This window comes from Aneurinibacillus sp. REN35 (assembly GCF_041379945.2).
GTDB lineage: Bacteria > Bacillota > Bacilli > Aneurinibacillales > Aneurinibacillaceae > Aneurinibacillus.
This window is the reverse complement of record NZ_JBFTXJ020000021.1, coordinates 22,204-45,226: the sequence shown is the minus strand read 5'-3', so window position 1 is coordinate 45,226 and position 23,023 is coordinate 22,204. Positions and strand designations below refer to the sequence as shown.

General features: G+C 44.3%; 26 protein-coding genes. 18 read left to right on the top strand and 8 right to left on the bottom strand.

The features are described 5' to 3' along the window. The first annotated feature begins 4 nt into the window (after positions 1–4). Positions 5–331 carry a 4a-hydroxytetrahydrobiopterin dehydratase gene (locus AB3351_RS22655; protein ID WP_371149380.1) on the top strand — a complete coding sequence of 109 codons (327 nt, stop codon included), beginning with the start codon at positions 5–7 and terminating at the stop codon, positions 329–331. Between the two features lie 241 nt (positions 332–572). Here the strand turns inward: AB3351_RS22655 and AB3351_RS22650 are convergent, their stop codons facing one another. Next, entirely contained in the window at positions 573–881 is a 309-nt protein-coding gene (locus AB3351_RS22650) for a MerR family transcriptional regulator (RefSeq protein ID WP_371149379.1), read from the bottom strand. A 189-nt stretch (positions 882–1,070) separates the two neighbouring features. On the opposite strand from AB3351_RS22650, the gene AB3351_RS22645 reads away from it, so the two are divergent. Continuing rightward, positions 1,071–1,913, top strand: a complete 843-nt coding sequence (locus AB3351_RS22645) for an SPFH domain-containing protein (protein WP_371149378.1) — start codon at positions 1,071–1,073, stop codon at positions 1,911–1,913. Between the two features lie 4 nt (positions 1,914–1,917). Continuing rightward, positions 1,918–2,103, top strand: a complete 186-nt coding sequence (locus AB3351_RS22640) for a type II toxin-antitoxin system antitoxin (protein ID WP_371149377.1) — start codon at positions 1,918–1,920, stop codon at positions 2,101–2,103. A 45-nt stretch (positions 2,104–2,148) separates the two neighbouring features. Here the strand turns inward: AB3351_RS22640 and AB3351_RS22635 are convergent, their stop codons facing one another. The 3 genes from AB3351_RS22635 to AB3351_RS22625 form a co-directional block, all read right to left on the bottom strand. Continuing rightward, positions 2,149–2,535 (bottom strand): kinase-associated lipoprotein B, encoded by a 387-nt coding sequence (locus tag AB3351_RS22635; RefSeq protein WP_371149376.1) that lies wholly within the window; start codon positions 2,533–2,535, stop codon positions 2,149–2,151. A gap of 293 nt (positions 2,536–2,828) precedes the next feature. Continuing rightward, entirely contained in the window at positions 2,829–2,984 is a 156-nt protein-coding gene (locus AB3351_RS22630) for a hypothetical protein (protein ID WP_371149375.1), read from the bottom strand. A gap of 22 nt (positions 2,985–3,006) precedes the next feature. Further along, on the bottom strand, positions 3,007–3,354 hold the full coding sequence (locus AB3351_RS22625; protein ID WP_371149374.1) for a hypothetical protein: 348 nt from the start codon (positions 3,352–3,354) through the stop codon (positions 3,007–3,009). A gap of 98 nt (positions 3,355–3,452) precedes the next feature. Here AB3351_RS22625 and AB3351_RS22620 point away from each other — a divergent pair, with 98 nt between their 5' ends. The 7 genes from AB3351_RS22620 to AB3351_RS22590 all read left to right on the top strand — a co-directional run bounded on the left by AB3351_RS22620 (position 3,453) and on the right by AB3351_RS22590 (position 14,106). Beyond that, the gene (locus AB3351_RS22620) at positions 3,453–5,234 is read left to right on the top strand and encodes a protoglobin domain-containing protein (RefSeq protein WP_371149373.1); all 1,782 of its coding nucleotides are present in this window, start codon (positions 3,453–3,455) and stop codon (positions 5,232–5,234) included. A 70-nt stretch (positions 5,235–5,304) separates the two neighbouring features. Further along, positions 5,305–5,868, top strand: a complete 564-nt coding sequence (locus AB3351_RS22615) for a glycerol-3-phosphate responsive antiterminator (protein ID WP_371149372.1) — start codon at positions 5,305–5,307, stop codon at positions 5,866–5,868. 208 nt (positions 5,869–6,076) lie between these two features. Then, positions 6,077–6,787, top strand: a complete 711-nt coding sequence (locus tag AB3351_RS22610; protein WP_371149371.1) for an MIP/aquaporin family protein — start codon at positions 6,077–6,079, stop codon at positions 6,785–6,787. A gap of 49 nt (positions 6,788–6,836) precedes the next feature. Then, a complete protein-coding gene (gene glpK / locus AB3351_RS22605; protein ID WP_371149370.1) occupies positions 6,837–8,339 on the top strand; it encodes a glycerol kinase GlpK in 1,503 nt (500 codons plus the stop codon). A gap of 205 nt (positions 8,340–8,544) precedes the next feature. After that, positions 8,545–10,227: a glycerol-3-phosphate dehydrogenase/oxidase gene (locus AB3351_RS22600; protein ID WP_371149369.1), complete on the top strand. Its 1,683-nt coding sequence runs from the start codon at positions 8,545–8,547 to the stop codon at positions 10,225–10,227. Positions 10,228–10,436: 209 nt separating this feature from the next. Next, the gene (locus AB3351_RS22595) at positions 10,437–13,235 is read left to right on the top strand and encodes an ATP-binding protein (protein ID WP_371149368.1); all 2,799 of its coding nucleotides are present in this window, start codon (positions 10,437–10,439) and stop codon (positions 13,233–13,235) included. Positions 13,236–13,242: 7 nt separating this feature from the next. Next, the gene (locus tag AB3351_RS22590) at positions 13,243–14,106 is read left to right on the top strand and encodes a CheR family methyltransferase (protein WP_371149367.1); all 864 of its coding nucleotides are present in this window, start codon (positions 13,243–13,245) and stop codon (positions 14,104–14,106) included. 44 nt (positions 14,107–14,150) lie between these two features. Here AB3351_RS22590 and AB3351_RS22585 read toward each other — a convergent pair whose 3' ends face one another. Beyond that, positions 14,151–15,287, bottom strand: coding sequence for a SpoIIE family protein phosphatase (locus AB3351_RS22585; RefSeq protein WP_371149366.1), 1,137 nt, complete (start codon positions 15,285–15,287; stop codon positions 14,151–14,153). Positions 15,288–15,683: 396 nt separating this feature from the next. On the opposite strand from AB3351_RS22585, the gene AB3351_RS22580 reads away from it, so the two are divergent. Next, entirely contained in the window at positions 15,684–17,009 is a 1,326-nt protein-coding gene (locus tag AB3351_RS22580; protein WP_371149365.1) for a protoglobin domain-containing protein, read from the top strand. 513 nt (positions 17,010–17,522) lie between these two features. On the opposite strand, the gene AB3351_RS22575 is transcribed toward AB3351_RS22580, so the two are convergent. The 3 genes from AB3351_RS22575 to AB3351_RS22565 form a co-directional block, all read right to left on the bottom strand. After that, positions 17,523–17,897, bottom strand: coding sequence for a GIY-YIG nuclease family protein (locus AB3351_RS22575; RefSeq protein WP_371149364.1), 375 nt, complete (start codon positions 17,895–17,897; stop codon positions 17,523–17,525). 15 nt (positions 17,898–17,912) lie between these two features. Beyond that, positions 17,913–18,677 (bottom strand): DUF2087 domain-containing protein, encoded by a 765-nt coding sequence (locus tag AB3351_RS22570; protein WP_371149363.1) that lies wholly within the window; start codon positions 18,675–18,677, stop codon positions 17,913–17,915. Between the two features lie 214 nt (positions 18,678–18,891). After that, positions 18,892–19,086 (bottom strand): hypothetical protein, encoded by a 195-nt coding sequence (locus tag AB3351_RS22565; protein WP_371149362.1) that lies wholly within the window; start codon positions 19,084–19,086, stop codon positions 18,892–18,894. Between the two features lie 400 nt (positions 19,087–19,486). Here AB3351_RS22565 and rpsJ point away from each other — a divergent pair, with 400 nt between their 5' ends. The 7 genes from rpsJ to rplV all read left to right on the top strand — a co-directional run bounded on the left by rpsJ (position 19,487) and on the right by rplV (position 23,017). Next, on the top strand, positions 19,487–19,795 hold the full coding sequence (gene rpsJ, locus AB3351_RS22560; protein WP_040305031.1) for a 30S ribosomal protein S10: 309 nt from the start codon (positions 19,487–19,489) through the stop codon (positions 19,793–19,795). A gap of 80 nt (positions 19,796–19,875) precedes the next feature. Then, positions 19,876–20,508 (top strand): 50S ribosomal protein L3, encoded by a 633-nt coding sequence (gene rplC, locus AB3351_RS22555; protein ID WP_371149361.1) that lies wholly within the window; start codon positions 19,876–19,878, stop codon positions 20,506–20,508. 20 nt (positions 20,509–20,528) lie between these two features. Further along, a complete protein-coding gene (gene rplD / locus AB3351_RS22550; protein ID WP_371149360.1) occupies positions 20,529–21,152 on the top strand; it encodes a 50S ribosomal protein L4 in 624 nt (207 codons plus the stop codon). Beyond that, positions 21,152–21,442: a 50S ribosomal protein L23 gene (gene rplW, locus AB3351_RS22545; protein WP_371149359.1), complete on the top strand. Its 291-nt coding sequence runs from the start codon at positions 21,152–21,154 to the stop codon at positions 21,440–21,442. Before rplD ends, rplW begins: the two co-directional genes overlap by 1 nt. Positions 21,443–21,475: 33 nt before the next feature. Continuing rightward, the gene (rplB, locus tag AB3351_RS22540; protein WP_371149358.1) at positions 21,476–22,306 is read left to right on the top strand and encodes a 50S ribosomal protein L2; all 831 of its coding nucleotides are present in this window, start codon (positions 21,476–21,478) and stop codon (positions 22,304–22,306) included. A 62-nt stretch (positions 22,307–22,368) separates the two neighbouring features. Then, on the top strand, positions 22,369–22,647 hold the full coding sequence (rpsS, locus tag AB3351_RS22535; RefSeq protein ID WP_206248981.1) for a 30S ribosomal protein S19: 279 nt from the start codon (positions 22,369–22,371) through the stop codon (positions 22,645–22,647). A gap of 37 nt (positions 22,648–22,684) precedes the next feature. Continuing rightward, positions 22,685–23,017 (top strand): 50S ribosomal protein L22, encoded by a 333-nt coding sequence (gene rplV, locus AB3351_RS22530; RefSeq protein ID WP_371149357.1) that lies wholly within the window; start codon positions 22,685–22,687, stop codon positions 23,015–23,017. The last annotated feature ends 6 nt before the right edge of the window (positions 23,018–23,023 follow it).

The following is a 23,023-nucleotide window of genomic DNA, read 5'->3' as shown; positions in this document are numbered from 1 at the left end:
GTACATGGAAAATAAGAGAGCAGGTGAGAAGCCGGTGAAGCTAACAGAGCCGCAGATTGAAGAACGATTGATGTCCCTTTCAGGATGGAGTCGTAAGGATGAAAAGTGGATTGAGAAGAAGTTTCGTTTTAAGGAGTTTCTTGACGGTATTGAATTTGTCAACCAGGTTGCACATCTAGCAGAGCAAATGGTTCATCATCCGATGATTTCCATTGACTATAAGCTGATCACTCTTCGTCTAACGACATGGAATGAAGGCGGATTAACAGAGCTTGATATGGAATCTGCAAGAGAATTTGACGCATTATATAAAAAGTACCGCAGCGCTTGAGATCAATCGCTGCGGTAATAAGAGGGGAGTTTATTAGGAGAGAGATACACCTAAGTGTGATGGTGATATCTTTATTATAGTAGGCTCCCTTTTTTTTTGTGCAAGTTGGGTACATTTTCTGACAGGCTTTTTTTAAAAAAGAGAAACGTGAAACAGTACAGTCACAGCAAAATTAGCTGAATGTAAGCCAGTATGACAGAGAAACCCCCTCATTTCTGCGGGCAGCAGAAGCGAGGGGGTTTTATTTGTTACGCTGGGGGAATGCTGCGTTAAGCTGTCCGCGCAGCATTCGGTCACGCAATTCTTTATCCCTGCGCATCGCTTTTTGTTCCATCCGTCGAATTTCTGATGTTTGCAGTCCGTCTTCCATATGGTTAGCGATCTGTACAAGACGCTCTACATCGGCAAAAGAGAATTTGCGTGTTCCGCCGGCTGTTCGTTCAGGTGTAATCAATTTTCTTTCTTCATAGTACCGAATTTGTCTCTCCGATAAGCCAGTTAGCTCGCTGACGATGCCGATCGTGATTACCTTTCTTTCTTTGTAAGACAATCTAACTTCTCCTTTCCTCCTGGCTTATTTTTGTTTACTATATCATATTATTTTTCAACTATTTCGTATATTTGTGAGGAAATCTAACAAAAATAATGATATGGAAGAGTTTATTTACATTTACATACAAAGGTGATATCATAATGATATCAAAATGATATCTAAACTATATAAAAAGGAGAGACTATCATGACGGAAAAGAAAGCATGGGCCGTTAACGGTTTTCTTGGCGTGTTGTTCATTGTGGCATTATTAATCGGCGGTGTGTATATGCTGATCGTAGCTCAGAATATAATTGCGGCCGTATTGTTGATTTTGCTAGCTTCAGTCGGAGCAAGCGGTATATTTATTGTGCAGCCGAATCAAGCGGCTGTATTGATTTTCTTTGGTCATTACCTTGGCTCGGTACGTACAAGCGGCTTATGGTTGGGAGTGCCGTTTGCGGTACGGCGCAAGGTTTCATTGAAGGTACGTAACTTTAATAGTAAGCGGTTAAAAGTAAATGATGTGGAAGGAAACCCCGTTGAGATTGCAGCGGTCGTTGTATTCAATGTTGTGGATTCGGCAAAGGCGATGTTTGATGTAGACAATTATGAGCAATTCGTTGAGATCCAAAGTGAGACGGCACTGCGTTATGTTGCCAGCAAGTATCCATATGATAACTTTGAACAAGAGGGTTACTCTCTGCGTGGTAATACAGATGAGATTGCAGCAGAATTAGCACAGGAGTTGCAATCACGTCTTGCCGTAGCCGGTGTACAAGTAATTGAAGCGAGGTTGACCCACCTTGCCTATGCAACAGAGATTGCCAATGCTATGCTGCAGCGTCAACAGGCATCTGCCATCGTCTCGGCAAGAGCGCGTATTGTAGAAGGAGCAGTTGGAATGGTGCAGATGGCGATCGCAGAGTTGCAGCAGGAAGGCTTTGAACTGGATGAAGAAAGAAAAGCAGCGATGATTAACAACTTAATGGTAGCGATTGTTTCAGAGCGTTCTGCCCAGCCAGTCATCAACTCAGGATCACTGTATTAATCGCATGTCCCAGAAGAAAAAATTCCTCCTTAGGATCGATCCGAAGCTATATGAAGCGCTAGAAGGCTGGGCCGCTGATGAGTTTCGGAGCGTGAATACGCATATTGAATTTCTGCTTAGGGAAGCATCTCGTAAGGCGGGGCGTATGCCTAAGCAGCAGCGGGAAAAAAGCGAGGAGGAGACAGATTAACAGAAAAATGGAGCCGATATATGTGTCGGCTCCGTTTTGGTTCATTTAGAAGTATTCACTCCGCAGAGTTTCTAGCTCAGCAAGCGCTCGTTGCCCCCACTCCGATGAATCGTTCTTACGTTCTACAATTGCCTCCTCAACTGCTTTACGAAGAGAGGCCTCGTATTTGGGGATGTCTCCTTCGTAAGGACGCACAGTAGAGAGAGGAACGGAAGCTTTCTCTTCATAAGAAAGGGCTCGCCGCTGATGAAATAGCGGCACATCTACTTGACCGGGATGGTGTAAGTCGCCTTGCTCAGGGTGTTTGCTGACAGCGAGGATTTTTACGACAGCTACACGCGGAGGATACAGATCTACCAGCTCACCGATGTACTCTCCGGATTTATATGAAGCAGTAACTACTGTTCCGGGAGATAGTTGAGAATCAGCCATTGAAATCTCCTTTCTAGCCTTTTCTTTTAGCATACCACATTTTTGTTTGCTTGCTTTGATAGAGGTAACATAAACATCTTTGTTATCGTATTTAAGTAGTTCTAAAGTTACTTGGTAATAAACATATTGAATAATAAGACCCATGAATATAGTACTTGTCATTGATATAATCATATGAAAGTAGGAGTCGTAAATCCGGCTATTTATGCCGTTTTGTATATGTGAAAAATACTGTAGGAGAATTAAAAAACACTACCTGACAGTGTTCTTTCTGACAGGTAGTGTTTTTCCGGTTATTCATCGTGATTTAGTGCATCCTGATGCCTGCGATCATTTGTATCCTGCTGAATTTGTTGGGCGTGAAAACTATTTACTTTAATCTGATCAAGGTCTTTTATAACATTCTGTAAATTTTTATCTACTTGTTTTTCTTCCTTCTTATGTTCCATGTATATTCCTTCTTTCTCTGTGCTAGGGGCTTGTTAGTGTGTGAAGAGTCTGAGCGCATTCATGAATATTCCGCATATATTCCTCAGACAAGTTTTGGATATCCAAGGTTGGGTCGTAGATGGTGTCTCCTTGACGTTGGATATTCAGCAGTGTTACCTGTACTTCGCGCGGGTCAACATACTTGCATTTGTATTCGAATTCGTAATGCTGATGACCGGCTGTGTTGACATGAATATGAAGAGCTTCTGGGTCAAGTTGATCGGCTTGCACTTCGACGTTATCTGTCTGTTTGAATGTGGATGGAAGCGTCTGCTGCCAGGCTGCAAGCAATTCGCTTCGATCTACGGGCATATGTGTTTGTTTGTTCATTACATAGCACCTCCGCTTACCTTAGCGTGTGAAACAAGAAAGGCTTTTATACTGCTTATGGGAAGTCAAGCAGCAAAAAAACGATTGGAGTGGATGCGGTGTTCTTTTCGCGGATCAGTCCCAACTTCGTCTCAGAACGTGTAAAATCGATTCAAGAAAACGAGATACAATCGACCAAGCGATTGAATCAAAAATTAATGTTCTTACAACTTTCCCATACCGATCTGGAAAATCTAAAGAAGCTTCAAGAGATAATCGACAAGCATGCGACAGACATTGCCCGGCGTCATTATGAAATTCTTGCGCAATTCCCTGATTTGCGGCGTATTATCGAAGAACACAGCACCGTTGAGAGGCTGTCAAAAACTTTTGTTCAATACGTCAAGTCGATTCCAAATGTTTCTATCACAACGGACTATATTCAAAGTCGAAGGAAAATCGGTCAGATGCACAGCCAAATTGGGCTTTCGCCTGAGTGGTTCGCCGGTTCGTTCATTCGCATATATGAATACTTGACCCCTGCCATTGTTGCTGCATTTAACAAGCGTCCTGCTGAATTATCCGACATGCTCATTTCTCTTCAGCGCATTCTGACGCTTGATTCTCAGATTGCGTTGGCGGCATATCAGGAGGCGCATGATTTTGAAGTCGTGGAGAATGCAAGCGGTATTATGGAGGTTATTATCGGTACAGAAAAGGTAAACGGACTGTTTGAAACGGTGGAGTCCACAGACGCTACAATGAAAGAAGTGGAAGAAGTCAGTGCAACGACATTGCAATTGGCAGCCTCCGTAGAACAAATCGCAAGTACTGCAAGTGCGGTTTCGCACAATACAGGCACGATGGTACGGGCGATGACATCAGAGCAGAAGGTAATCGAGCACTCGCTTAGCGGTTTCCGCGCTGTTGCGGAAGATTTCCATCATACGAAGGGGAAGCTGCATCAACTTCTATCGGAAGTGAGTGACATTTACCAGGTCGTTGAATTTATTAAAAACATTGCTGAACAGACAAATTTATTGGCGCTTAATGCATCAATCGAAGCAGCGCGCGCCGGAGAACATGGACGCGGATTCTCCGTCGTCGCCGAAGAGGTGCGGAAGCTTGCTGAACAGACGACTGAATCAGTGAGCAAAGTAACAAAGACGATTGAGCGAATGCAGCAGGAAGCAACGAGGGTGGAGAAGATGACCGAAGAAGTCACCCGGCAGCTGCATAATCAGTTGGATACATCTACGGAAGCGATCCACGCACTTGCCTCCATTGTCAAACAAATTGAAGAAACAGGCGCATCAATGGAAATGATCGCTTCGATTACAAGAGAACAGGAAGTCGCTACACATGGCATCACGGTTCGAATTGGTGAAGTTGTCGAGCATATGAAGCAGATCAGCAACCGCTCGATTGATACTGGAAAAGCGGTGTTTGAGATTAGCTTAGAATTTGACCATTTGCGAAAGGAAGCCATTCAGTCCCTTTCCTTCCTACGCAACAAAGAAATGATCCGCATTGTTCAGACTGAGCATCTATTGTGGAAATGGTGGCTGTATAATTATATGCTTGGATATCATCCACTTCAGGAGGAAGATATTACAAGCCATCTGCACTGTCGTTTCGGTAAATGGTATGAGAAGATGCGCGCAAACAAAGCTCTTCAGTCCCTGCCTTCCTTTGTAGCGCTCGATAAGCCGCATAAGCAGGTGCATGATTTGGCGCATGAGATTTTTGGGCTGGTACAACGTGGGGAGAAGAGACGTGCACGCGGGCTTCTCATCGAGCTGGAGCAGCAATCGCTTCGTGTCGTACAGTATCTGCGCACATTAGCAGAAGACATTAGTAATACCGATGTCGAGTGGATGGGGATGGAAGCGGGCAAGTAATATTTGAAACATGGGTAGTCCATGCTACAATATGGATAGCACAGTCAAAAGGACGGAGCGTGGAATACCCATGAGTTTTTTTAATCAACAGGTATTGCCGGCTGTACGACAGATGAAGGACTTTGATATTCTTTTGCGCAGCCGCTTTGAGTATATGGTGCTGCTTGATAGTCATATCGGACAGCTCAAAAGCATTGTAGAGACAGCAAAACGGCATGATAAGAAGCTGCTTGTACATGTAGACTTGATTCAAGGCTTACGAAACGATGAGTATGCCACAGAGTTCTTATGTCAGGAAATTAAGCCGGCGGGTGTGATCTCTACACGTAAAAGCGCTGTTATGACAGCCAAAAAGAATAAAGTACTAGCGATTCAACGCCTCTTTTTGTTGGATACAAATGCGCTTGAGACAAGCTATCGACTGGTTGATCAGACGCAGCCTGATTTCATTGAAGTCTTGCCGGGTGTTATGCCTCATATTATTGCTGAAGTATATGAGCAAGTGAAGATTCCGGTCCTGGCGGGTGGACTAATCCGTACCGTTTCGGATGCGCAAATGGCGCTCAATGGAGGGGCTATTGCAGTTACTACGTCGCGTAGAGAGATATGGAAGCATTTTTCGCCTGTGAAGTAAGAAGCAGGCATCGTTTGAGGGAGTAGCGCGGCGCTTTCTTATATTCCGGTTGACAGCGCTTTCTATTGTTGGTTTAATTAATTGTACAAAGTTAATCACGGTGACGGAGATATTGGAGATCCACAGCAGTTTTCTATGGGTAATAACCTATAGGAGATGTTTGCTGTGGATTTTTATTTTGTCACTAAAAACAGAGGAGGAAACAGGGATGTCACCGTTCTTAGGAGAAATAATAGGAACTATGATTTTGATTATTTTGGGTGACGGTGTTGTCGCAGGTGTGGTACTAAAGAAGACAAAAGCGCATGATTCCGGTTGGATTGTAATTACACTAGGCTGGGGGCTTGCCGTTGCGATGGCTGCCTATGCGGTCGGCGGTATTAGCGGAGCACACTTAAATCCCGCTTTGACGATTGGACTTGCGGTTGCAGGGCAATTTCCGTGGAGTGATGTCCCGATGTATATTCTAGCCCAGTTAATCGGCGCTTTTCTCGGTGCTGTAGTCGTGTGGCTGCACTATCTTCCGCATTGGAAAGTAACAGAAGACCCGGCGGCTAAGCTGGCAGTATTTGCGACGGACCCAGCAATTCCTCACCGTGTTTCAAATGTCATCAGCGAAATTATTGGAACATTTGTGCTTGTACTTGGAATTTTGGCAATTGGAGCAAATAAGTTTGCTGATGGGCTGAATCCGTTTATTGTCGGCTTCTTAATCGTCAGCATCGGATTATCGTTAGGAGGAACGACCGGCTATGCGATTAACCCGGCCAGAGATTTAGGTCCGCGTATTGCCCATGCTGTACTGCCGATCGCAGGAAAGGGAAGTTCCAACTGGGGATATGCCTGGATTCCAATTGTCGGGCCTATTATTGGTGGAGTGCTTGGTGCTTGGTTTTATGCCATGTTTTTTACAGCATAGAGTAACGAATTAGCATATGTACTAACCATAGAAAAAGGAGCGATCGTTCATGGAAAAGAAATACGTTCTTGCTTTGGATCAAGGAACAACCAGCTCGCGCGCCATCTTATTCAATAAAGAAGGTAAAATTGTAACCGTTGCGCAAAGAGAATTCCCGCAGTACTTTCCAAAACCAGGTTGGGTTGAACATAATGCGCATGAAATCTGGGGTTCTATTCTTGCGGTGATTGCGGAAGCGCTCTCAAACTCAAATATTAAGCCAAAAGAGATTGCGGCCATCGGTATTACGAATCAGCGGGAGACAACTGTCGTGTGGGATAAGAATACGGGCGATCCTGTCTACCACGCCATTGTTTGGCAATCTCGCCAGACCTCTGATATATGCAATGAATTGAAAGCTAAAGGATACGCTGATATGGTGCGCGATAAGACCGGACTTCTGATTGACGCTTACTTCTCCGGCACGAAAGTTAAATGGATACTTGATAATATAGAAGGTGTAAGAGAGAGGGCGGAAGCGGGCGATCTGCTGTTTGGAACGATCGATACGTGGCTGATTTGGCGTCTGTCGGGGGGACAGGCCCATGTAACAGACTACTCCAATGCTTCTCGTACATTGATGTACAATATTTATGAACAGCAATGGGATGACGAATTATTAGAGATGCTTGGCATACCTCGCAGCATGCTGCCGGAGGTGCGTCCTTCCTCTGAAATATATGGAGAGACAGTTGATTATCATTTCTTCGGTGAACGCATTCCGATTGCCGGAGCCGCCGGGGATCAGCAGGCAGCTTTGTTCGGACAGGCTTGCTATGAGAAAGGAATGGCTAAGAACACATATGGCACAGGCTGCTTCATGCTGATGAATACGGGTGAGACGGCTGTAAAATCTGAGCATGGTCTTCTCACTACGCTGGCCTGGGGAATTGATGGCAAAGTCGAGTATGCGCTTGAAGGAAGCATATTTGTAGCTGGTTCAGCCATCCAATGGCTGCGTGATGGGCTGCGTATGCTGAAATCTGCGACTGATAGTGAACAATATGCCAAGCGTGTAGATTCTACGGGTGGCGTGTATATGGTCCCTGCCTTTGTTGGATTGGGTACGCCGTACTGGGATAGTGATGTGCGCGGTGCTATCTTCGGCTTAACTCGTGGTACAGAAAAAGAGCACTTTATTCGTGCGACGCTTGAATCGCTCGCGTACCAAACAAAGGATGTATTGTCCGCCATGGAAGCGGATTCTGGCATCGAATTGAAGACGCTGCGTGTAGATGGCGGTGCGGTGAAAAATGATTTTCTTATGCAGTTCCAAAGCGATATTCTCGGCGTGCCAGTAGAACGTCCCGTAATCAATGAAACGACTGCACTTGGCGCTGCTTATCTTGCGGGCCTGGCTGTCGGATTCTGGAGCAGTCGAGAAGAAATTGCAGCCAAATGGCAGATGGAGAAGCAATTTGAGGTAGATATGAAAGAAGAAGAAAGCGCACAACTGTACGCGGGCTGGAAGAAGGCTGTTGAGGCGACGATGGGTTTTAAAATCAAACAGTAAGCAAATGTGTACCTTGATGCATATATGTAGATGTGTTACATTATGTATATCGAAACTTTAAAAGTTAATATGGGTCGGAGAACAGGAGAAGACCACAGCAAATCCTTTAAATAATTAAGGATTTTGTTGTGGTCTTTTTGTTTTTGGGAAAAGGATAAGGGACTGCCCTACGTCTTATACTATAAAAGCAGGAGAGTGACACAACATGAATCAACTATTTGCAAGTAAGCAGCGAGCGCATATTCTACGTGAGATGGAAAATAAACAATTTGACGTTCTTGTGATCGGGGGTGGCATCACCGGAGCCGGTATTGCACTGGATGCACAATCACGGGGAATGAACACGGCACTTATAGAAATGCAGGATTTCGCAGCAGGGACTTCGAGTCGCTCCACTAAGCTTGTGCATGGCGGCCTGCGCTATTTGAAGCAACTTGAATTCAAGCTGGTCGCTGAAGTAGGTAAAGAGCGTGCCATCGTCTATGAGAATGCGCCTCATGTAACGACACCGGAGTGGATGCTGCTGCCGATGATTGAAGGCGGCACGTACGGTAAGTTTGCTACATCCATCGGCCTGCGTGTATATGATACGCTTGCAGGCGTAAAACGCGATGAGCGGCGCATTATGCTAAGTAAGGAAGAAACATTACAAAAAGAACCACTGCTTCGTACAGATAAGCTAAAAGGTGGCGGCTATTATGTAGAATACCGTACGGATGATGCCAGACTGACGATGGAAGTGATGAAGGAAGCGGTACACCGGGGAGCTAAGGCGCTTAACTATGTAAAGGCAGAAGAGCTTCTGTATGAGAATGAAAAAATCATAGGAGTTGTTGCAGTAGATCAGTTAAGCGGAGAGAAGCGTACCCTTCGTGCCAAGAAAGTGATCAATGCGGCCGGTCCGTGGGTGGATAAAATTCGTGAAAAGGACGGCTCGAAAAAAGGCAAGCGTCTGCACTTAACGAAGGGCATCCATCTTGTCATAGACGGTAAAAGATTTCCGCTTCGGCAGTCTGTCTACTTCGATACACCGGATGGCCGTATGGTTTTTGCTATTCCACGTGAGGGCAAAACATACATCGGAACGACAGATACGAATTACCAAGGCGATATTGCAAATCCCAAGATGACCGTAGAAGACCGTGATTATATTATACGTGCGGCAAACTTTATGTTTCCTACATTGAAGCTTACCGCCAACGACGTAGAATCAAGCTGGGCAGGCCTGCGTCCGCTCATTCATGAGGATGGGAAGTCTCCGTCTGAGCTATCCCGCAAAGATGAGATTTTCATCTCCGAGTCTGGGCTGCTAACGATTGCGGGCGGCAAACTCACAGGGTACCGCAAGATGGCGGAGCGTATCATTGATCTGGTTGCATCCCAACTAAAGGAGGAAGGACAGGGATCATATCCGGGCTGCTCAACGGATAAGATCAGGCTCTCAGGTGGGGATGTAGGCGGCTCAGATAACTTTGATGCGTTTGTACAACAGCAGGTGAAAGAAGGAATTGCGGTAGGGCTATCTGCAGAGGATGCGGAGCAGTTGGCACGCCGCTACGGCTCAAATGTAAACAGACTGTATACGATGATTCGTGAACGGAGAGAGAGTGCTGCATCCTCTGGATTATCGAAGGCCGTCTTTGCTTCTGTTGTCTATGCGATGGAAGAAGAGATGGCGGCTACGCCGGAGGATTACTTTGTCCGTCGCACTGGCGCTCTATATTTTAATATTGATTGGGTTACGCAATGGAAAGAACCTGTCATGGCTTATATGGGCAGGGTGCTGAACTGGAATGAGCAAGAAATCACGCAGCATAGAGAGCGTTTAGAGCAGCTCATCCATGATGCGACAACTCCATCAGTCGGAGTCGCTACGGCCTCGGCTTAACATATGGAATGGTCCCGAAAGTAGTCATCGGGGCCATTTTTCTTTGTATATACGAACAACGTAAAAAACGTCGTTCTTTTTACATAATTTTTTTGGGGAAACGTGAAAAAACCCATGGAAAAAGAAGAAATTTTACCATAGTCCACAGGTGCCGATTATACTAAGATAAAAGAATCAATAGGTTTCAAACAGGAAGCGAGAGGAAGAGGATGAGCTTTAAGAAGAAACAATTCTTGGGATTCGGGATGATCTTACTCTTCATTGTCATCTTGTTGGGCGCTATCATCATCATGATGAACAGCGTCAGGAACGATCTTCTAGAGATTGTGGGAGATCGCTACGGTAAGGTGAAGGCGGCAACAGAGATTAGACAGAATTTCTCGGCATCCGATCGGGAACTTCTTTATCTGCTTAATGGACTGAATACAGCCGATATGAAGACAAGCATCCAAACGATAGAAAGCGGTCGGGCAAAGATTCAGGCTGATATAAGAATGCTTTCGGGGATATTGAACCGGCAGAAATCTCAAGAGCTACTTGCTGAACTTCAAACGCAATACGGTATATATGTAGAGATAGAACGAAAAATCATTCAAAACATACAAGCAGGAATGCCGGTAGATGACTTCCGCCCGCTTCTTGAGGATCAGCGTGAGAAGCGTTCCACTCTTGTGAATCAGATTTCTCAATTTAAAGAGTATCAGGAAAGTCTGATGGATGAAGCTCTGCAGCGGGCGAACGGTACCTATGAGATGATGCTGAACTTTACGGTTATAGCTGTTGCAATCTGCCTTGTCATCAGCATGGGAGTCGCGCTTTGGGTGATTCGCAGCACTTCATTGCAACTCCATAAAATCACGCAGGTTATGGGACAGGTAGATTTTACGAACACCACCTCCCTACCGCGAATCGAGGCTAAAACCAAGGATGAAATTGGTCAGATTGCGCTTGCGTTTAATGAGATGGCCTCCTCTTTGGAAGAGCATAATCGAAAAGAACAGAGGTATAATGAAAGAATTGGCGAGCAGAATTGGCTGCAAACAAGGATTGCCGATATTGCTACGATGTATCAGGGAATTGCGTCTGTTGAGACGCTTGCCGGACGCTTTATTGATCGGATATGTGAGATGACGGGGGCGTCCCTTGGTGTATTCTACATTCGCGAAAGCGAAGCAGAAGGAGCAAGGTTTGTTAAACTGGCAGCGTTCGCTTCGCATATGGACGGTGCAGGGAGAGAGAAGATTCGTCTAGGTGAAGGACTGATCGGACAATGTGCACGGGATGGTCGGGTTCGCTACGTGGAAGACATTCCGAACAATTATCAACCGATCGTATCTGGACTTGGCGAAGTGCGGCCGGCAAGCATCATGATCGCTCCGGTTAAATTCGAAGGAAACGTCGTGGCAGTTGTTGAATTGGCAAGTCTTACAGCCTTCACGCCGCTACAGCAAAAGCTTTTAGAGCAACTGCTTGATACATTAGGGATTACGGTGAATAGCGTGCTGGGCAGAATGGAAGTAGAGCGTCTATTAAAAGAGTCGCAGGCTATGACAGAAGAGCTGCAGGCACAATCCGAAGAATTGCAGGCACAATCTGAGGAATTGCAGATGCAATCTGAAGAGCTGCGGATGATTAATGAACAGTTAGAAGAGCGCAGCGAGGAAGCGGAGCAGAAATCGAGTGAGCTAGAACGTGCCAAAACAGAGCTTGAGGAGAAGGCAGAACAGCTGCTGCTCAGCTCTAAATATAAATCGGAATTTCTCGCGAATATGTCGCATGAACTGCGTACGCCGCTTAATAGCATCCTTATTCTTTCTGAGATGCTGTCTGAGAATCAAGATGGCACTTCCGTGGAGGAACAGCGAGAATTTGCACAGGTTATTCATTCTTCTGGACAAGATTTATTAACATTAATCAATGATATTTTAGATCTATCTAAGGTCGAAGCAGGAAAGCTTGATATTATGTTTAGCGAGATGAATATGAGTGAGCTTCCAGTTAGGTTAGAGCGGAATTTCTCTCATATAGCAAAGCAAAAAGAATTGGCTTTTACGATCGAGAAGAGCGAAGATCTTCCGGATATTTTCTATACAGATGAGCAGAGATTTCAACAAATCTTGAAGAATTTATTATCCAACGCCTTTAAATTTACAGAAACAGGTTCGGTCTCTGTAATCATGCGCAAAGTTGAAGAGTCGAGTGTGGCCAAGTGGATCAGAACCGAGGGGGCCGATTGCTGGCTTGAGATCTCGGTTACAGATACAGGCATTGGGATTCCGCGTGAGAAGCAGAATTTGATTTTTGAAGCGTTCCAGCAGGCGGATGGAGCGACGATGCGCAAGTATGGTGGAACCGGGCTTGGCTTATCGATCTGTCGAGAGTTTGTGCGTCTGTTAGGCGGATGGGTTACCGTAGTAAGTGAAGAAGGGCAAGGAAGCACATTTATTCTCTATGTCCCAAGTCTGCCAAATGGGCTCTCACGGACGGAAGAAGTAACTTCTGTCGCTATAGAAGTTGCCGCAGGAGCTTTAGAGACAGAAGAGAAGGAGTTACATTTACTTCCTTTAGGAGTGCCTGAAGAGCAGGGAAGAAATACAAGTGTACCGCTCCTGCCCGCAGAAGATGAGAATGTGTTCCGAGGAAAAAATGTAATCGTGGTCGATGATGATAACCGTAATATTTTTGCATTGAAAAATGCGCTTGAAAATGAAGGCATGCATGTGATTACAGCATGGAACGGAATGGAGTGTCTTCAGGTAATGAATACGATGGAGACGATCGATGTTGTGCTCATGGACATTATGATGCCGGATATGGACGGGTATGAGACAATGCGCTGCATTCGTGAAGTAGATAGGTTCGCTGATCTTCCGATTATTGCATTAACAGCAAAAGCAATGAAGGGTGATCGAGAGAAATGTTTAGAGGCAGGGGCATCGGATTATATCAGTAAGCCGCTAAAGCTTGAGCAATTGATGTCTGTGATGCGAGTATGGTTGACGAAGTAGGTGGGATATGAATAATAAAGACAATGAGCTATGGCTTTCCGTAGAGGAATCGCAGATAAATGAACGGGAGAACCTTGAGATTGACTTGCTTCTTGAAGCAATCTATCGAGTTTCTGGTTTTGATTTCCGTAAGTATATGCGTTCTTCTATCGGGAGAAGGATTCAGAATCGAATGCGGCTTGATAAAATATCCACAATAACCGGTGTGTTGGAGCGTGTGCTTCATCAGCCGGGATATATGGATAAGCTTCTAAGCGATTTCTCTATCAATGTAACGGAGATGTTTCGTGATCCTAGCTTTTTCTACTCCTTCCGAAAAAAGGTTGTGCCGCTGTTGCGGGAATACCCTGAGATCCGCATCTGGCATGCGGGGTGCGCAAGTGGCGAGGAAGCATTTTCTATGGCGATTCTGATGGAAGAAGAGGGATTAGGTGAGCAGACGAAAATTTATGCCACTGATATGAACGAGGTAATACTGAAGAGAGCTGAGGAGGGTGTCTTCTCTATCAATCGGATGCAGACATATACGAAGAATTATCTGCAAGCAGGAGGCATCCGGGCATTTTCTGAGTATTATACGACTGATCATCGACATGCATATCTTCATCGCTCACTTTCGAAGAATATTGTGTTCGCCCAGCATAATCTTGTGACAGATAGCTCGTTTAATGAATTTCACGTAATTATTTGTCGGAATGTATTGATTTACTTTACGTCTGAATTACAAAATCAAGTACATGAGTTATTCTATGAGAGTCTTTGTAAAAAGGGCTTCCTTGGTCTCGGAAGCAAGGAATCACTTCGCTCTGTAAAGCGTGCTGAATGCTATGAAGACTTTGATACTCTAGAGAGAATTTATCGAAAGCTATAATGAAAGAAGCGGTACGCCCGGGCCTGGGGTACCGCTTCTTTCGTTTAATTGGCTTGAACCATAACAATGCACATGTCATCAGCCTGTCCGCTTTGCCAATCCTGAGGCAATACAAGGTCGATGGGGGAATCTGCTGCGTCCCAATGAGTCGTAGCTGCGGATTGTAAACGCGCGAGGTCTTCATCGCCTTCCTTTTGCAGAGTTTCTGTAACACCATCAGTAAATAAAAAGATTTGAATACTATCCTTATAGTGGATGATGGATTTCTGTACATCAATATCTTCAAAGAATCCAACCGCACAGCAACCGCTATCAAGCGGCTGTATTTTTTCTCCATCCAATAAAGCGTAGCCTTGTGGATGCCCCGCGTTTACGTACTCCACGGTTTTATTTTTGGTATCAATAACAAGATAAATGGCGGTAAAGTAATAATGAATGTAATTCTCCCGTTTATACAAAAGCATCATATAGCGGTTGAGTTCTTTGATGACCCATTCCGGGTCTACAAAAAGCTTGATGGCATCCCGTAGAACAGAAGAGATAAACATACATACGAGAGAGGCAGAAATCCCATGTCCCATCATGTCAAGTAGAATGACGCCATATCGATTCTTGTCGATTTTATGCCAATAATACATGTCGCCGGCTAGCTTGAATGAAGGGAGATAAGAAGCGGTGATATGGAGGTTATTTTCGTGTACCGGTTCACTGAGCAGACTACGCTGTACCTGCATCGCCAGGTCAAGCTCGTCGCGAATTTTCTTCTCCTGATTGGCGTGCCAGTCTTTCTCATATTTAAGCCGCAGAGCGACACGAATACGTGCGAGCAACTCCACTTTATTGATAGGTTTCATAATGTAGTCGATGCCGCCTACATCCAATGCCTCGGCCAATTTGTTGGAATCCTCCAATGCAGTAACGAAAATGATCGGAATATCTTTTAGATGGGAGGTTTGCTGCAGGCGTCGACAGGCTTCAATCCCGTCAATTTCTGGCATCATAATATCGAGCAGAATCAGATCAACAGCAGGATACTGAGGTTTCTCCTCTCCCATTTGTAGATATTCGAACAATTCATGGGCGGAAGGAAGAGATACACAGTCCGTATATCCTGCGTTCATAAGGATTTTTTCGATAACGAAGCGGTTAACCTGGTTATCATCTACAATCAGTATCGCCATTCTCTATTTCTCCTTTGGCGTATGTATTGGAAAGCGTGCTATGTATATACAGGTATATGGAAAATCATAGAGCGTGATCTAGCTTGTTAACTATTATAGCGTAAATGCTAGGGCTTTTGAAAACATTGATATACACAAAAGGCTGAGCGCATCAAAATTAGATATGTATACCTACAATTTTTGTGATTCATAGCAAGGAAAGAGTAATAAATTTGTATGTGACTTATTTCCTTGGAGTGGAAAGGAGAATTTTTGAATGGGTGTGATAAATGTCATATAAAAACAAAAATTATGATAAAATAAAAGCATTCCAAAAACATACAAACAAGGATGTTGAAACAATTCTATGCCAGAGGATATAGAAGAATGTATTGAGTGATAAAGGAGAGTAGAGCAATGAACAGTACCTTAGAGAATCAGATGGAAGACTACCAAGAAAGAATTCGCAGCGGAAGACCGAATATCTTTGAGCATATTACGATAGCAGAGTTAGAGACACATAAGCGATTCCTTAATCTTACGCCTGCTCGTTTGCGGCTCTTAGCCGAAAACAAAGAACTGATTAGTAATCTGGCACAGGAGCTTGTTGAGGTTTTCTATGAGAAGCTGATGCAGCATGAGGAATTGAAGTCCATTATTCATGAGCATTCTACCGTCGAACGACTTGGGAAGACCTTTGTTATGTATTGTGAGAGTCTTGCTACTGATAAGGTTGATTTAGAATACGTACAGGCACGGATGCGTATTGGTAACGTACACAATCGTGTTCGTCTTCTACCGAGCTGGTACATTGCGGCCAACCAGGTGATTACAGAGTTTTTTGTACAGCGTATCGCAGAGAAATACGCCCGCCATGACTTACATAAGGGGATAGAAATAATATCGGCTCTTTCTGGACTTATGAATCTGGATACACAGATTATTATGGAGTCATACATTGCCATCTATATTAAAGACCGCATGCGTGTACAGGAAGAGATTAAGCATGTGCAGCGCAAGCTGGTTGAGTCAGGGGAAACATTGGCAGCGACTGCCGAGGAAACAAGCTCGTCGGCGAGTGAGATGTTCTATGCGACAGAGAAAGTGTATGATGATGCCCAGCTTATTGAAGCAAGCGCGGAAAATATTGTAACACATGCAAGCGAAGGCGAAAAAATTATTGATAAAACGTTTGAAACGATGGGGCAGATCGAAGCGTTTTTTAACAGCGTGCAGGACAAAATTATGAAATTAAGCGAGAGTTCCAGTCAGATCGAATCCATTATTGAGTTCATTCAAAAAATCTCGAAGATGACCAATATCCTGGCGTTAAATGCGGCGATTGAAGCATCGCGCGCCGGTGGTGAACACGGTCGTAGCTTTATGGTCGTAGCGAATGAAGTGAAGAAGCTCGCGGATGATACAAGCAAAGCGCTGACAGAAATCTCTGAGTTGGTGCAGATTTCGCAATCGAATGTACAGGAAGTCGTCGGTTCACTAAACGGAACGACTAGTATGATGGAGACTGGTACGAGTTATGCTTCGCAGGCAAAAACGAGCTTCCAGGATATTATGAAGGCAATCTCTGCATCTCTTGTGGGCATCAAGAAGGTAACCGGTGACATTAAGAATCTAGAGGTTGTCTCTCAGGAAATGCGTGATGCGTCAAGCAATGTAGCTGAACTTGCCAGCGAGCTGGCAGAGATCAGCCGGGAGATCAATCGGAAAATTAATCAGGCATAATACAGCGGAGAAGGCAGCCCCACTATAAAGAGATGATTAGGAGGTATGCAAAATAGATAAATTCACGAAATGGTTTGTAGCTTCATTTATGTTGGGGATTGCAGGGCTCATAGCAGTATTTTTCGTGGAAGATATTGCAAGTGTAACTGGTGAAATGAATCGAAACATATTGTTAATTAGCACTCTAACTATATTCATTTTAGTTCTCTCTTCATTATTTAGTATTGTTAAAGCTAATTCAAATAGAACCAAAAGGGAATTAGTTATATCCGCATTTGTTGCCATCGTTCCTTTATCAGCATTAGTGATCAATGGGTTAGTTTTTACTATTTATTTTGTAGGTAAATAAAGTGGCTATTGTAAAGAAATGTACGTAAAAATAACGCACACAAAACAAAAAAGCCAAGCATGTTCAAGTGACAGCATGCTTGGCTTTTCTTTTCGTTTAATTATCTTTTTTAATGTAGGTCTTGATCATGCTGACGGGATTGTTTTTTTCTATTTGGTATCACGTTATATGGAATGATATCCTTTATCTCCATACGGCGTAAGCTTCTGCAGCCATTTTTCTTCCATCTCCTGCAGTTGTTTGCGATATACACGGGGATGTTGTTGATTTCCTGCTGTTCCTTCGGCGGGTTTTAACTGCTCCAGTATTTCAAATGAAAAGTTGTCTTCACCGTATGTTTTCCAATCGGCCATCAGTTCCGTATTTTGATGGGAACCCATATTCAGTTCAAACCATTGGCGATTTTTCATCGCCTCTAGATTGGGACAGCTTCCTATAAAAATTTTCCCTGTCGTCAGGTTTTTGATTTGGTAAACGCCCATAGGAGCACTCTTTTGCTTATATTCTCGTTTGATCTCCGCTCGTTTTTGCTCGTTCATTTCTTTTCTCCTTCTTTATGGTTTTATCCAATAGGCACTGCAATCGGGGTAGCGATCCATAAATCCATACTCAATTAGATAGCGCCGAATCGTCACGTAATCGGGATATATTTCTTTTAGGATATTGTTGATCTCCTTCTCGGTATAGTGCCGGTTCATCTCAAAGCGACGCGCAATATGTGTAAGAATTGCGATCTTACGTTTTTCCTTCTTTGGAAATTCTGATAGCGGGCCATCGAGCCCCTGTTTGAAATACGCAGTAAGAATCGCTTTGTTTTCCTCTTCGGTGATCGCAAAGCGTTCATCCACCATAGTAGCGCTGCGGGGAATGCTAATAAACTGCTGTGGTTTAGCTGTTTTTTCTTCCATAAGCTCCATAATTGCGAGCAACATTTTCGCCTGCTTTGCCTTCTCCCTCAAAGTAAAGCGATGATTACGAATAGTAGATGTACTGCCTCCATCCAATTCCTTGACGATATCATGATCGCTAAGCCCCTGATAGAAATAACGGATGATTGTTTTTTGGTGATCAGTAAGCCCGGTTAGCTTCTTATCGAGATTAATGAGGAAGTCGAATGGAGAACCATGCTCATGTGTAATATGCAGACGTGTAAACGTCTCGGCATCATAGAGCACATCCTCATATGGATAAATAACACCCTGAATAAAACGGCGCCCACAAATGAGACAGGTATAGTTTTCTGTTTTGGCTTCGTAAATATAGCCTCGTTTTATTTCTGGTAATGAAGCGTTCCAGAATAAGTCGGTAACTGCTTGCATAAAAACAATCTCCCTATTTGTTTATTTAATATATAGATATATTATCATTTCGTTTATTTTTGTTCAATGTTTTTCTCTTGTATGCAAACACATGAAGCTACAGTGAATCAGTATACGTTGCTGTTCCTGAGTAAGTGCGTGTGACAAAGCGTACATTGAATCGCTTATAAAAAAGAAAGCGAGAACCTTATAGATAGGTCTCGCTGCTTCTTATTTATTGATTATCATGTACGCCGCTATCTCGATGGTTTACTTCGTCCTGCTCTATTTTGTCCGCTACATTTGTCGTGGCAGGCATTTTCTCTAGCTGGTTGATCAATGTGTGGACATCCTGAATTTCCTGTTTCTTCTTATTCTTTTGTGCCATCTCGCCCATCTCCTCATAATTAAAGTAATGCAATGCCGTCATGCATGCTCTTCCTTAACGTGCGGCAATGTCCAAGCATTTATACATCATATAAAGAAGCATGAACTCATGGAAGAGCAGAAGAAGAGGATAAATAATGGCATATATATAGGAAGAAACAGAAAAGAACGCGGACAGAAAAAAAGTTAAGCCTGATTACTTGCTTTTTACCCAAGTATACGATAGAATATTCAAGGTCTGAGTCATTATATAAAAATGATGCAGATACAGAAAAACCTTGCATTCAATCTATATTCTCGATATAATGTTGAATGTTGGTTTGATGAACGCGATGACGCGGGAGGTTGCTGACACACCAGGCTCCGATGCCATGGCCTGGCGGTCGGGTTTTTCCGCTGAGAATTGTCTGTTTATCAAAATAGGCGAAAAAGGAGGGACTAAAATGGCAAAACAAAAAATTCGTATCCGCTTAAAAGCATACGATCACAGAATTCTTGATCAGTCCGCAGAGAAGATTGTTGATACTGCGAAGCGTTCCGGTGCAGAGGTATCTGGCCCGATCCCGCTTCCGACTGAGCGTAATGTATTCACGATTCTTCGTGCGGTACACAAATACAAAGATTCTCGTGAACAGTTCGAGATGCGCACACACAAGCGCTTGATCGACATTGTGAACCCAACACCGCAAACGGTTGACTCACTGATGCGTTTGGATCTGCCGTCCGGTGTAGATATCGAAATCAAGCTGTAAGTTTGAATTCGAACTACTTATTAATAATAAATGAACGAAATAAATACATGAATGTAATTACTCAATAGGAGGTGGCTATCATGACCAAAGGAATCTTAGGTAAAAAAGTTGGGATGACCCAAGTTTTTACTGCTGAAGGTATCGTAGTTCCCGTAACTGTTATCGAAGCAGGTCCTTGTGTGGTTCTTCAAAAGAAGGATCAAACCACTGATGGATATGAAGCAATTCAAATTGGTTTCGCCGATAAGAAAGCAGTGCGGACCAATAAGCCTGAAAAAGGCCATGCAGCAAAAGCTAACACAACACCTAAGCGATTTGTTCGTGAACTTCGTAATGTTGATCTCGCTAACTACGAAGTAGGTCAAGAGTTAAAAGCAGATGTTTTCGCAGAGGGAGACGTTGTTGACGTAACCGGCACTTCAAAAGGTAAAGGTTTTGCAGGTGCGATCAAGCGTCACGGTCAATCTCGCGGACCGATGGCTCACGGTTCCCGTTACCATCGTCGTCCTGGTTCCATGGGTTCTATCGCAGCGAACCGCGTACTGAAAGGCAAAGCATTGCCAGGCCGCATGGGCGGAGAGAAAGTTACGGTTCAAAATCTTGAAATCGTATCTGTAGATACAGAACGCAACTTGCTGCTCGTTAAAGGTGCCATTCCAGGACCGAAAAACAGCTTTGTAGTTGTGAAAACTGCCATTAAAGGCGGTAACTAAGCAGGAAAGGAGGACTTGTAATGCCTAAAGTAACACTTTTCAATCAAGCTGGCTCCCAAGTAGGTGAAATCGAACTGTCCGATGCAGTATTCGGTATCGAACCAAACGAAGCGGTGCTTGCTGATGCGGTTATCATGCAACAGGCTTCTCGCCGTGCTGGTACACACGCTGTAAAAAATCGTTCCGCCGTACGTGGCGGTGGTCGTAAACCTTGGAAGCAAAAAGGAACAGGACGCGCCCGTCAAGGTAGCATTCGTTCCCCTCAATGGGTAGGCGGCGGCGTGGTTTTCGGACCAACTCCTCGCAGCTACTCTTACAAGCTTCCGAAAAAAGTTCGTCGTCTTGCGATCAAATCCGCTCTGTCTTCTAAAGTGAAGAACGAGGGAATCATGGTACTAGACGCACTGAGCTTCGATGCACCAAAAACCAAAGAAATGGTAAAAGTGCTCGGAAATCTCAAAGTGGATAACAAAGTGCTTGTTGTAACTGGTGAATACAATGACAACGTGGCACTGTCCGCTCGCAACATTCCTGGCGTGAAATTCGTTTCTGCTAACGGAATCAACGTTCTTGATGTTCTGCATCATGATAAGTTGCTGATTACGCAGGATGCAGTCGCAAAAGTTGAGGAGGTGCTTGCATAATGAAAGATCCTCGTGATATTATCAAGCGCCCGGTTATTACCGAACGTACTGCTGACATGATGTCCAGCAACAAATACGTATTCGAAGTTGATTTGCGTGCAAACAAAACAGAAATCAAAGATGCGGTTCAACGCATTTTCGACGTAAAAGTTTTGAACGTAAACACAATGCGTGTTAAAGGTAAGCCGAAGCGCGTAGGTAAATATTTCGGTAAACGTTCTGACTGGAAAAAAGCGATTGTGCAGCTGAGCGAAGATAGCAAATCGCTGGATTTCTTTGAAGGTGTCTAAGTTCTAGCGACGTAAGTGAAGGAGGGAAAACAAATGGCAATTAAAAAGTATAAACCGACTTCTCCTGGTCGCCGTCAAATGACTGTGTCTACTTTTGATGAGATTACAACTTCCACCCCGGAAAAATCTCTACTTGCGCCGAAAAGCAAAACAGCTGGCCGCAATAACCAAGGTAAAATCACAGTTCGTCATCATGGTGGCGGTCATAAGAAGAAATATCGTATCATTGACTTCAAACGTAACAAAGACGGTATTCCTGGTCGCGTTGCTACAATCGAATACGACCCGAACCGTTCTGCAAACATTGCGCTGATCAACTACGCTGATGGTGAAAAGCGCTACATCCTGGCTCCGAATGGTCTGCAAGTAGGCATGACTATTGTATCCGGTCCGGATGCTGATATTAAAGTAGGTAACGCACTGCCGTTGGCTAACATCCCGGTAGGTACAGTTATCCACAATATCGAGTTAAAAGCAGGTAAAGGCGGACAGCTCGTTCGTTCTGCTGGTACAGAAGCTCAATTGCTTGGTCGCGATGGCGAATACGTAATCGTGCGTCTGGCTTCTGGCGAAACTCGTATGATCCGTAAAGAGTGCCGTGCAACAATTGGTCAAGTTGGTAACCTTGAGCATGAACTTATCAACATCGGTAAAGCAGGTCGTTCTCGCTGGTTAGGCAAGCGCCCTACAGTCCGCGGTTCTGTAATGAACCCGAATGATCACCCACACGGTGGTGGTGAAGGTCGCGCTCCGATCGGTCGTAGTGGCCCGCTTACTCCTTGGGGTAAACCGACACTTGGTGCGAAAACTCGTAAGAAAAACAAGCATTCTAGCAAATACATTATCCGCAGCCGCAAGAAGTAATGCTGCTTAACTAAGGTGCGGTCGCAAGCCACCGCACTTCTAATATGAAGGGAGGTTCGTTCATGGGACGCAGCTTAAAAAAGGGACCTTTTGTTGATGATCATTTAATGAAAAAGGTCGAAGAGCAAAATGAAAAAGGCGACAAAAAGGTTATCAAAACTTGGTCTCGCCGCTCTACAATCTTCCCTGACTTCATTGGTCATACATTTGCAGTGTACGACGGACGTAAACACGTACCTGTATATGTAACCGAAGATATGGTCGGACATAAACTTGGAGAATTCGCTCCAACTCGTACCTTTAAAGGTCACGTTGATTCCGACAAGAAAACAAGAAGATAATCACTGATACGTTGAAGTAAGAGAGGGGGTTACTCAAATGGAAGCTAAAGCGGTAGCTCGTAATATCCGTATTGCTCCTCGCAAGATGCGCCTGGTAGTTGACTTAATCCGTGGCAAGCAAGTAGGCGAAGCAATCGCCATTCTGAAGCACACGCCGAAAGCATCTTCTCCGGTTGTGGAGAAAGTCTTAATGTCAGCTATTGCAAATGCAGAGCACAACCTGAACCTTGACGCAAATAACCTGGTTATCACCAAGGTATTTGTTGATGAAGGTCCAACACTGAAACGTTTCCGTCCTCGCGCCATGGGTCGTGCGAGCCGAATCAATAAACGTACAAGTCACGTTACAGTAATTTTATCCGAGAAATAAGGAGGG

Bases quoted from the DNA above. Each gene is read 5' to 3' on its own strand.
- AB3351_RS22575 (WP_371149364.1), bottom strand. From the start codon at position 17,897: ATGAACGAGCAAAAACGAGCGGAGATCAAACGAGAATATAAGCAAAAG.
- AB3351_RS22640 (WP_371149377.1), top strand. From the start codon at position 1,918: ATGTCCCAGAAGAAAAAATTCCTCCTTAGGATCGATCCGAAGCTATAT.
- AB3351_RS22595 (WP_371149368.1), top strand. From the start codon at position 10,437: ATGAGCTTTAAGAAGAAACAATTCTTGGGATTCGGGATGATCTTACTC.
- AB3351_RS22565 (WP_371149362.1), bottom strand. From the start codon at position 19,086: ATGACGGCATTGCATTACTTTAATTATGAGGAGATGGGCGAGATGGCA.
- rpsJ (WP_040305031.1), top strand. From the start codon at position 19,487: ATGGCAAAACAAAAAATTCGTATCCGCTTAAAAGCATACGATCACAGA.
- AB3351_RS22585 (WP_371149366.1), bottom strand. From the start codon at position 15,287: ATGGCGATACTGATTGTAGATGATAACCAGGTTAACCGCTTCGTTATC.
- AB3351_RS22590 (WP_371149367.1), top strand. From the start codon at position 13,243: ATGAATAATAAAGACAATGAGCTATGGCTTTCCGTAGAGGAATCGCAG.
- rplD (WP_371149360.1), top strand. From the start codon at position 20,529: ATGCCTAAAGTAACACTTTTCAATCAAGCTGGCTCCCAAGTAGGTGAA.
- glpK (WP_371149370.1), top strand. From the start codon at position 6,837: ATGGAAAAGAAATACGTTCTTGCTTTGGATCAAGGAACAACCAGCTCG.
- rpsS (WP_206248981.1), top strand. From the start codon at position 22,369: ATGGGACGCAGCTTAAAAAAGGGACCTTTTGTTGATGATCATTTAATG.
- rplB (WP_371149358.1), top strand. From the start codon at position 21,476: ATGGCAATTAAAAAGTATAAACCGACTTCTCCTGGTCGCCGTCAAATG.
- AB3351_RS22600 (WP_371149369.1), top strand. From the start codon at position 8,545: ATGAATCAACTATTTGCAAGTAAGCAGCGAGCGCATATTCTACGTGAG.
- AB3351_RS22625 (WP_371149374.1), bottom strand. From the start codon at position 3,354: ATGAACAAACAAACACATATGCCCGTAGATCGAAGCGAATTGCTTGCA.
- AB3351_RS22635 (WP_371149376.1), bottom strand. From the start codon at position 2,535: ATGGCTGATTCTCAACTATCTCCCGGAACAGTAGTTACTGCTTCATAT.
- AB3351_RS22645 (WP_371149378.1), top strand. From the start codon at position 1,071: ATGACGGAAAAGAAAGCATGGGCCGTTAACGGTTTTCTTGGCGTGTTG.
- AB3351_RS22655 (WP_371149380.1), top strand. From the start codon at position 5: ATGGAAAATAAGAGAGCAGGTGAGAAGCCGGTGAAGCTAACAGAGCCG.
- AB3351_RS22570 (WP_371149363.1), bottom strand. From the start codon at position 18,677: ATGCAAGCAGTTACCGACTTATTCTGGAACGCTTCATTACCAGAAATA.
- rplC (WP_371149361.1), top strand. From the start codon at position 19,876: ATGACCAAAGGAATCTTAGGTAAAAAAGTTGGGATGACCCAAGTTTTT.
- rplV (WP_371149357.1), top strand. From the start codon at position 22,685: ATGGAAGCTAAAGCGGTAGCTCGTAATATCCGTATTGCTCCTCGCAAG.
- AB3351_RS22615 (WP_371149372.1), top strand. From the start codon at position 5,305: ATGAGTTTTTTTAATCAACAGGTATTGCCGGCTGTACGACAGATGAAG.
- rplW (WP_371149359.1), top strand. From the start codon at position 21,152: ATGAAAGATCCTCGTGATATTATCAAGCGCCCGGTTATTACCGAACGT.
- AB3351_RS22580 (WP_371149365.1), top strand. From the start codon at position 15,684: ATGAACAGTACCTTAGAGAATCAGATGGAAGACTACCAAGAAAGAATT.
- AB3351_RS22610 (WP_371149371.1), top strand. From the start codon at position 6,077: ATGTCACCGTTCTTAGGAGAAATAATAGGAACTATGATTTTGATTATT.
- AB3351_RS22630 (WP_371149375.1), bottom strand. From the start codon at position 2,984: ATGGAACATAAGAAGGAAGAAAAACAAGTAGATAAAAATTTACAGAAT.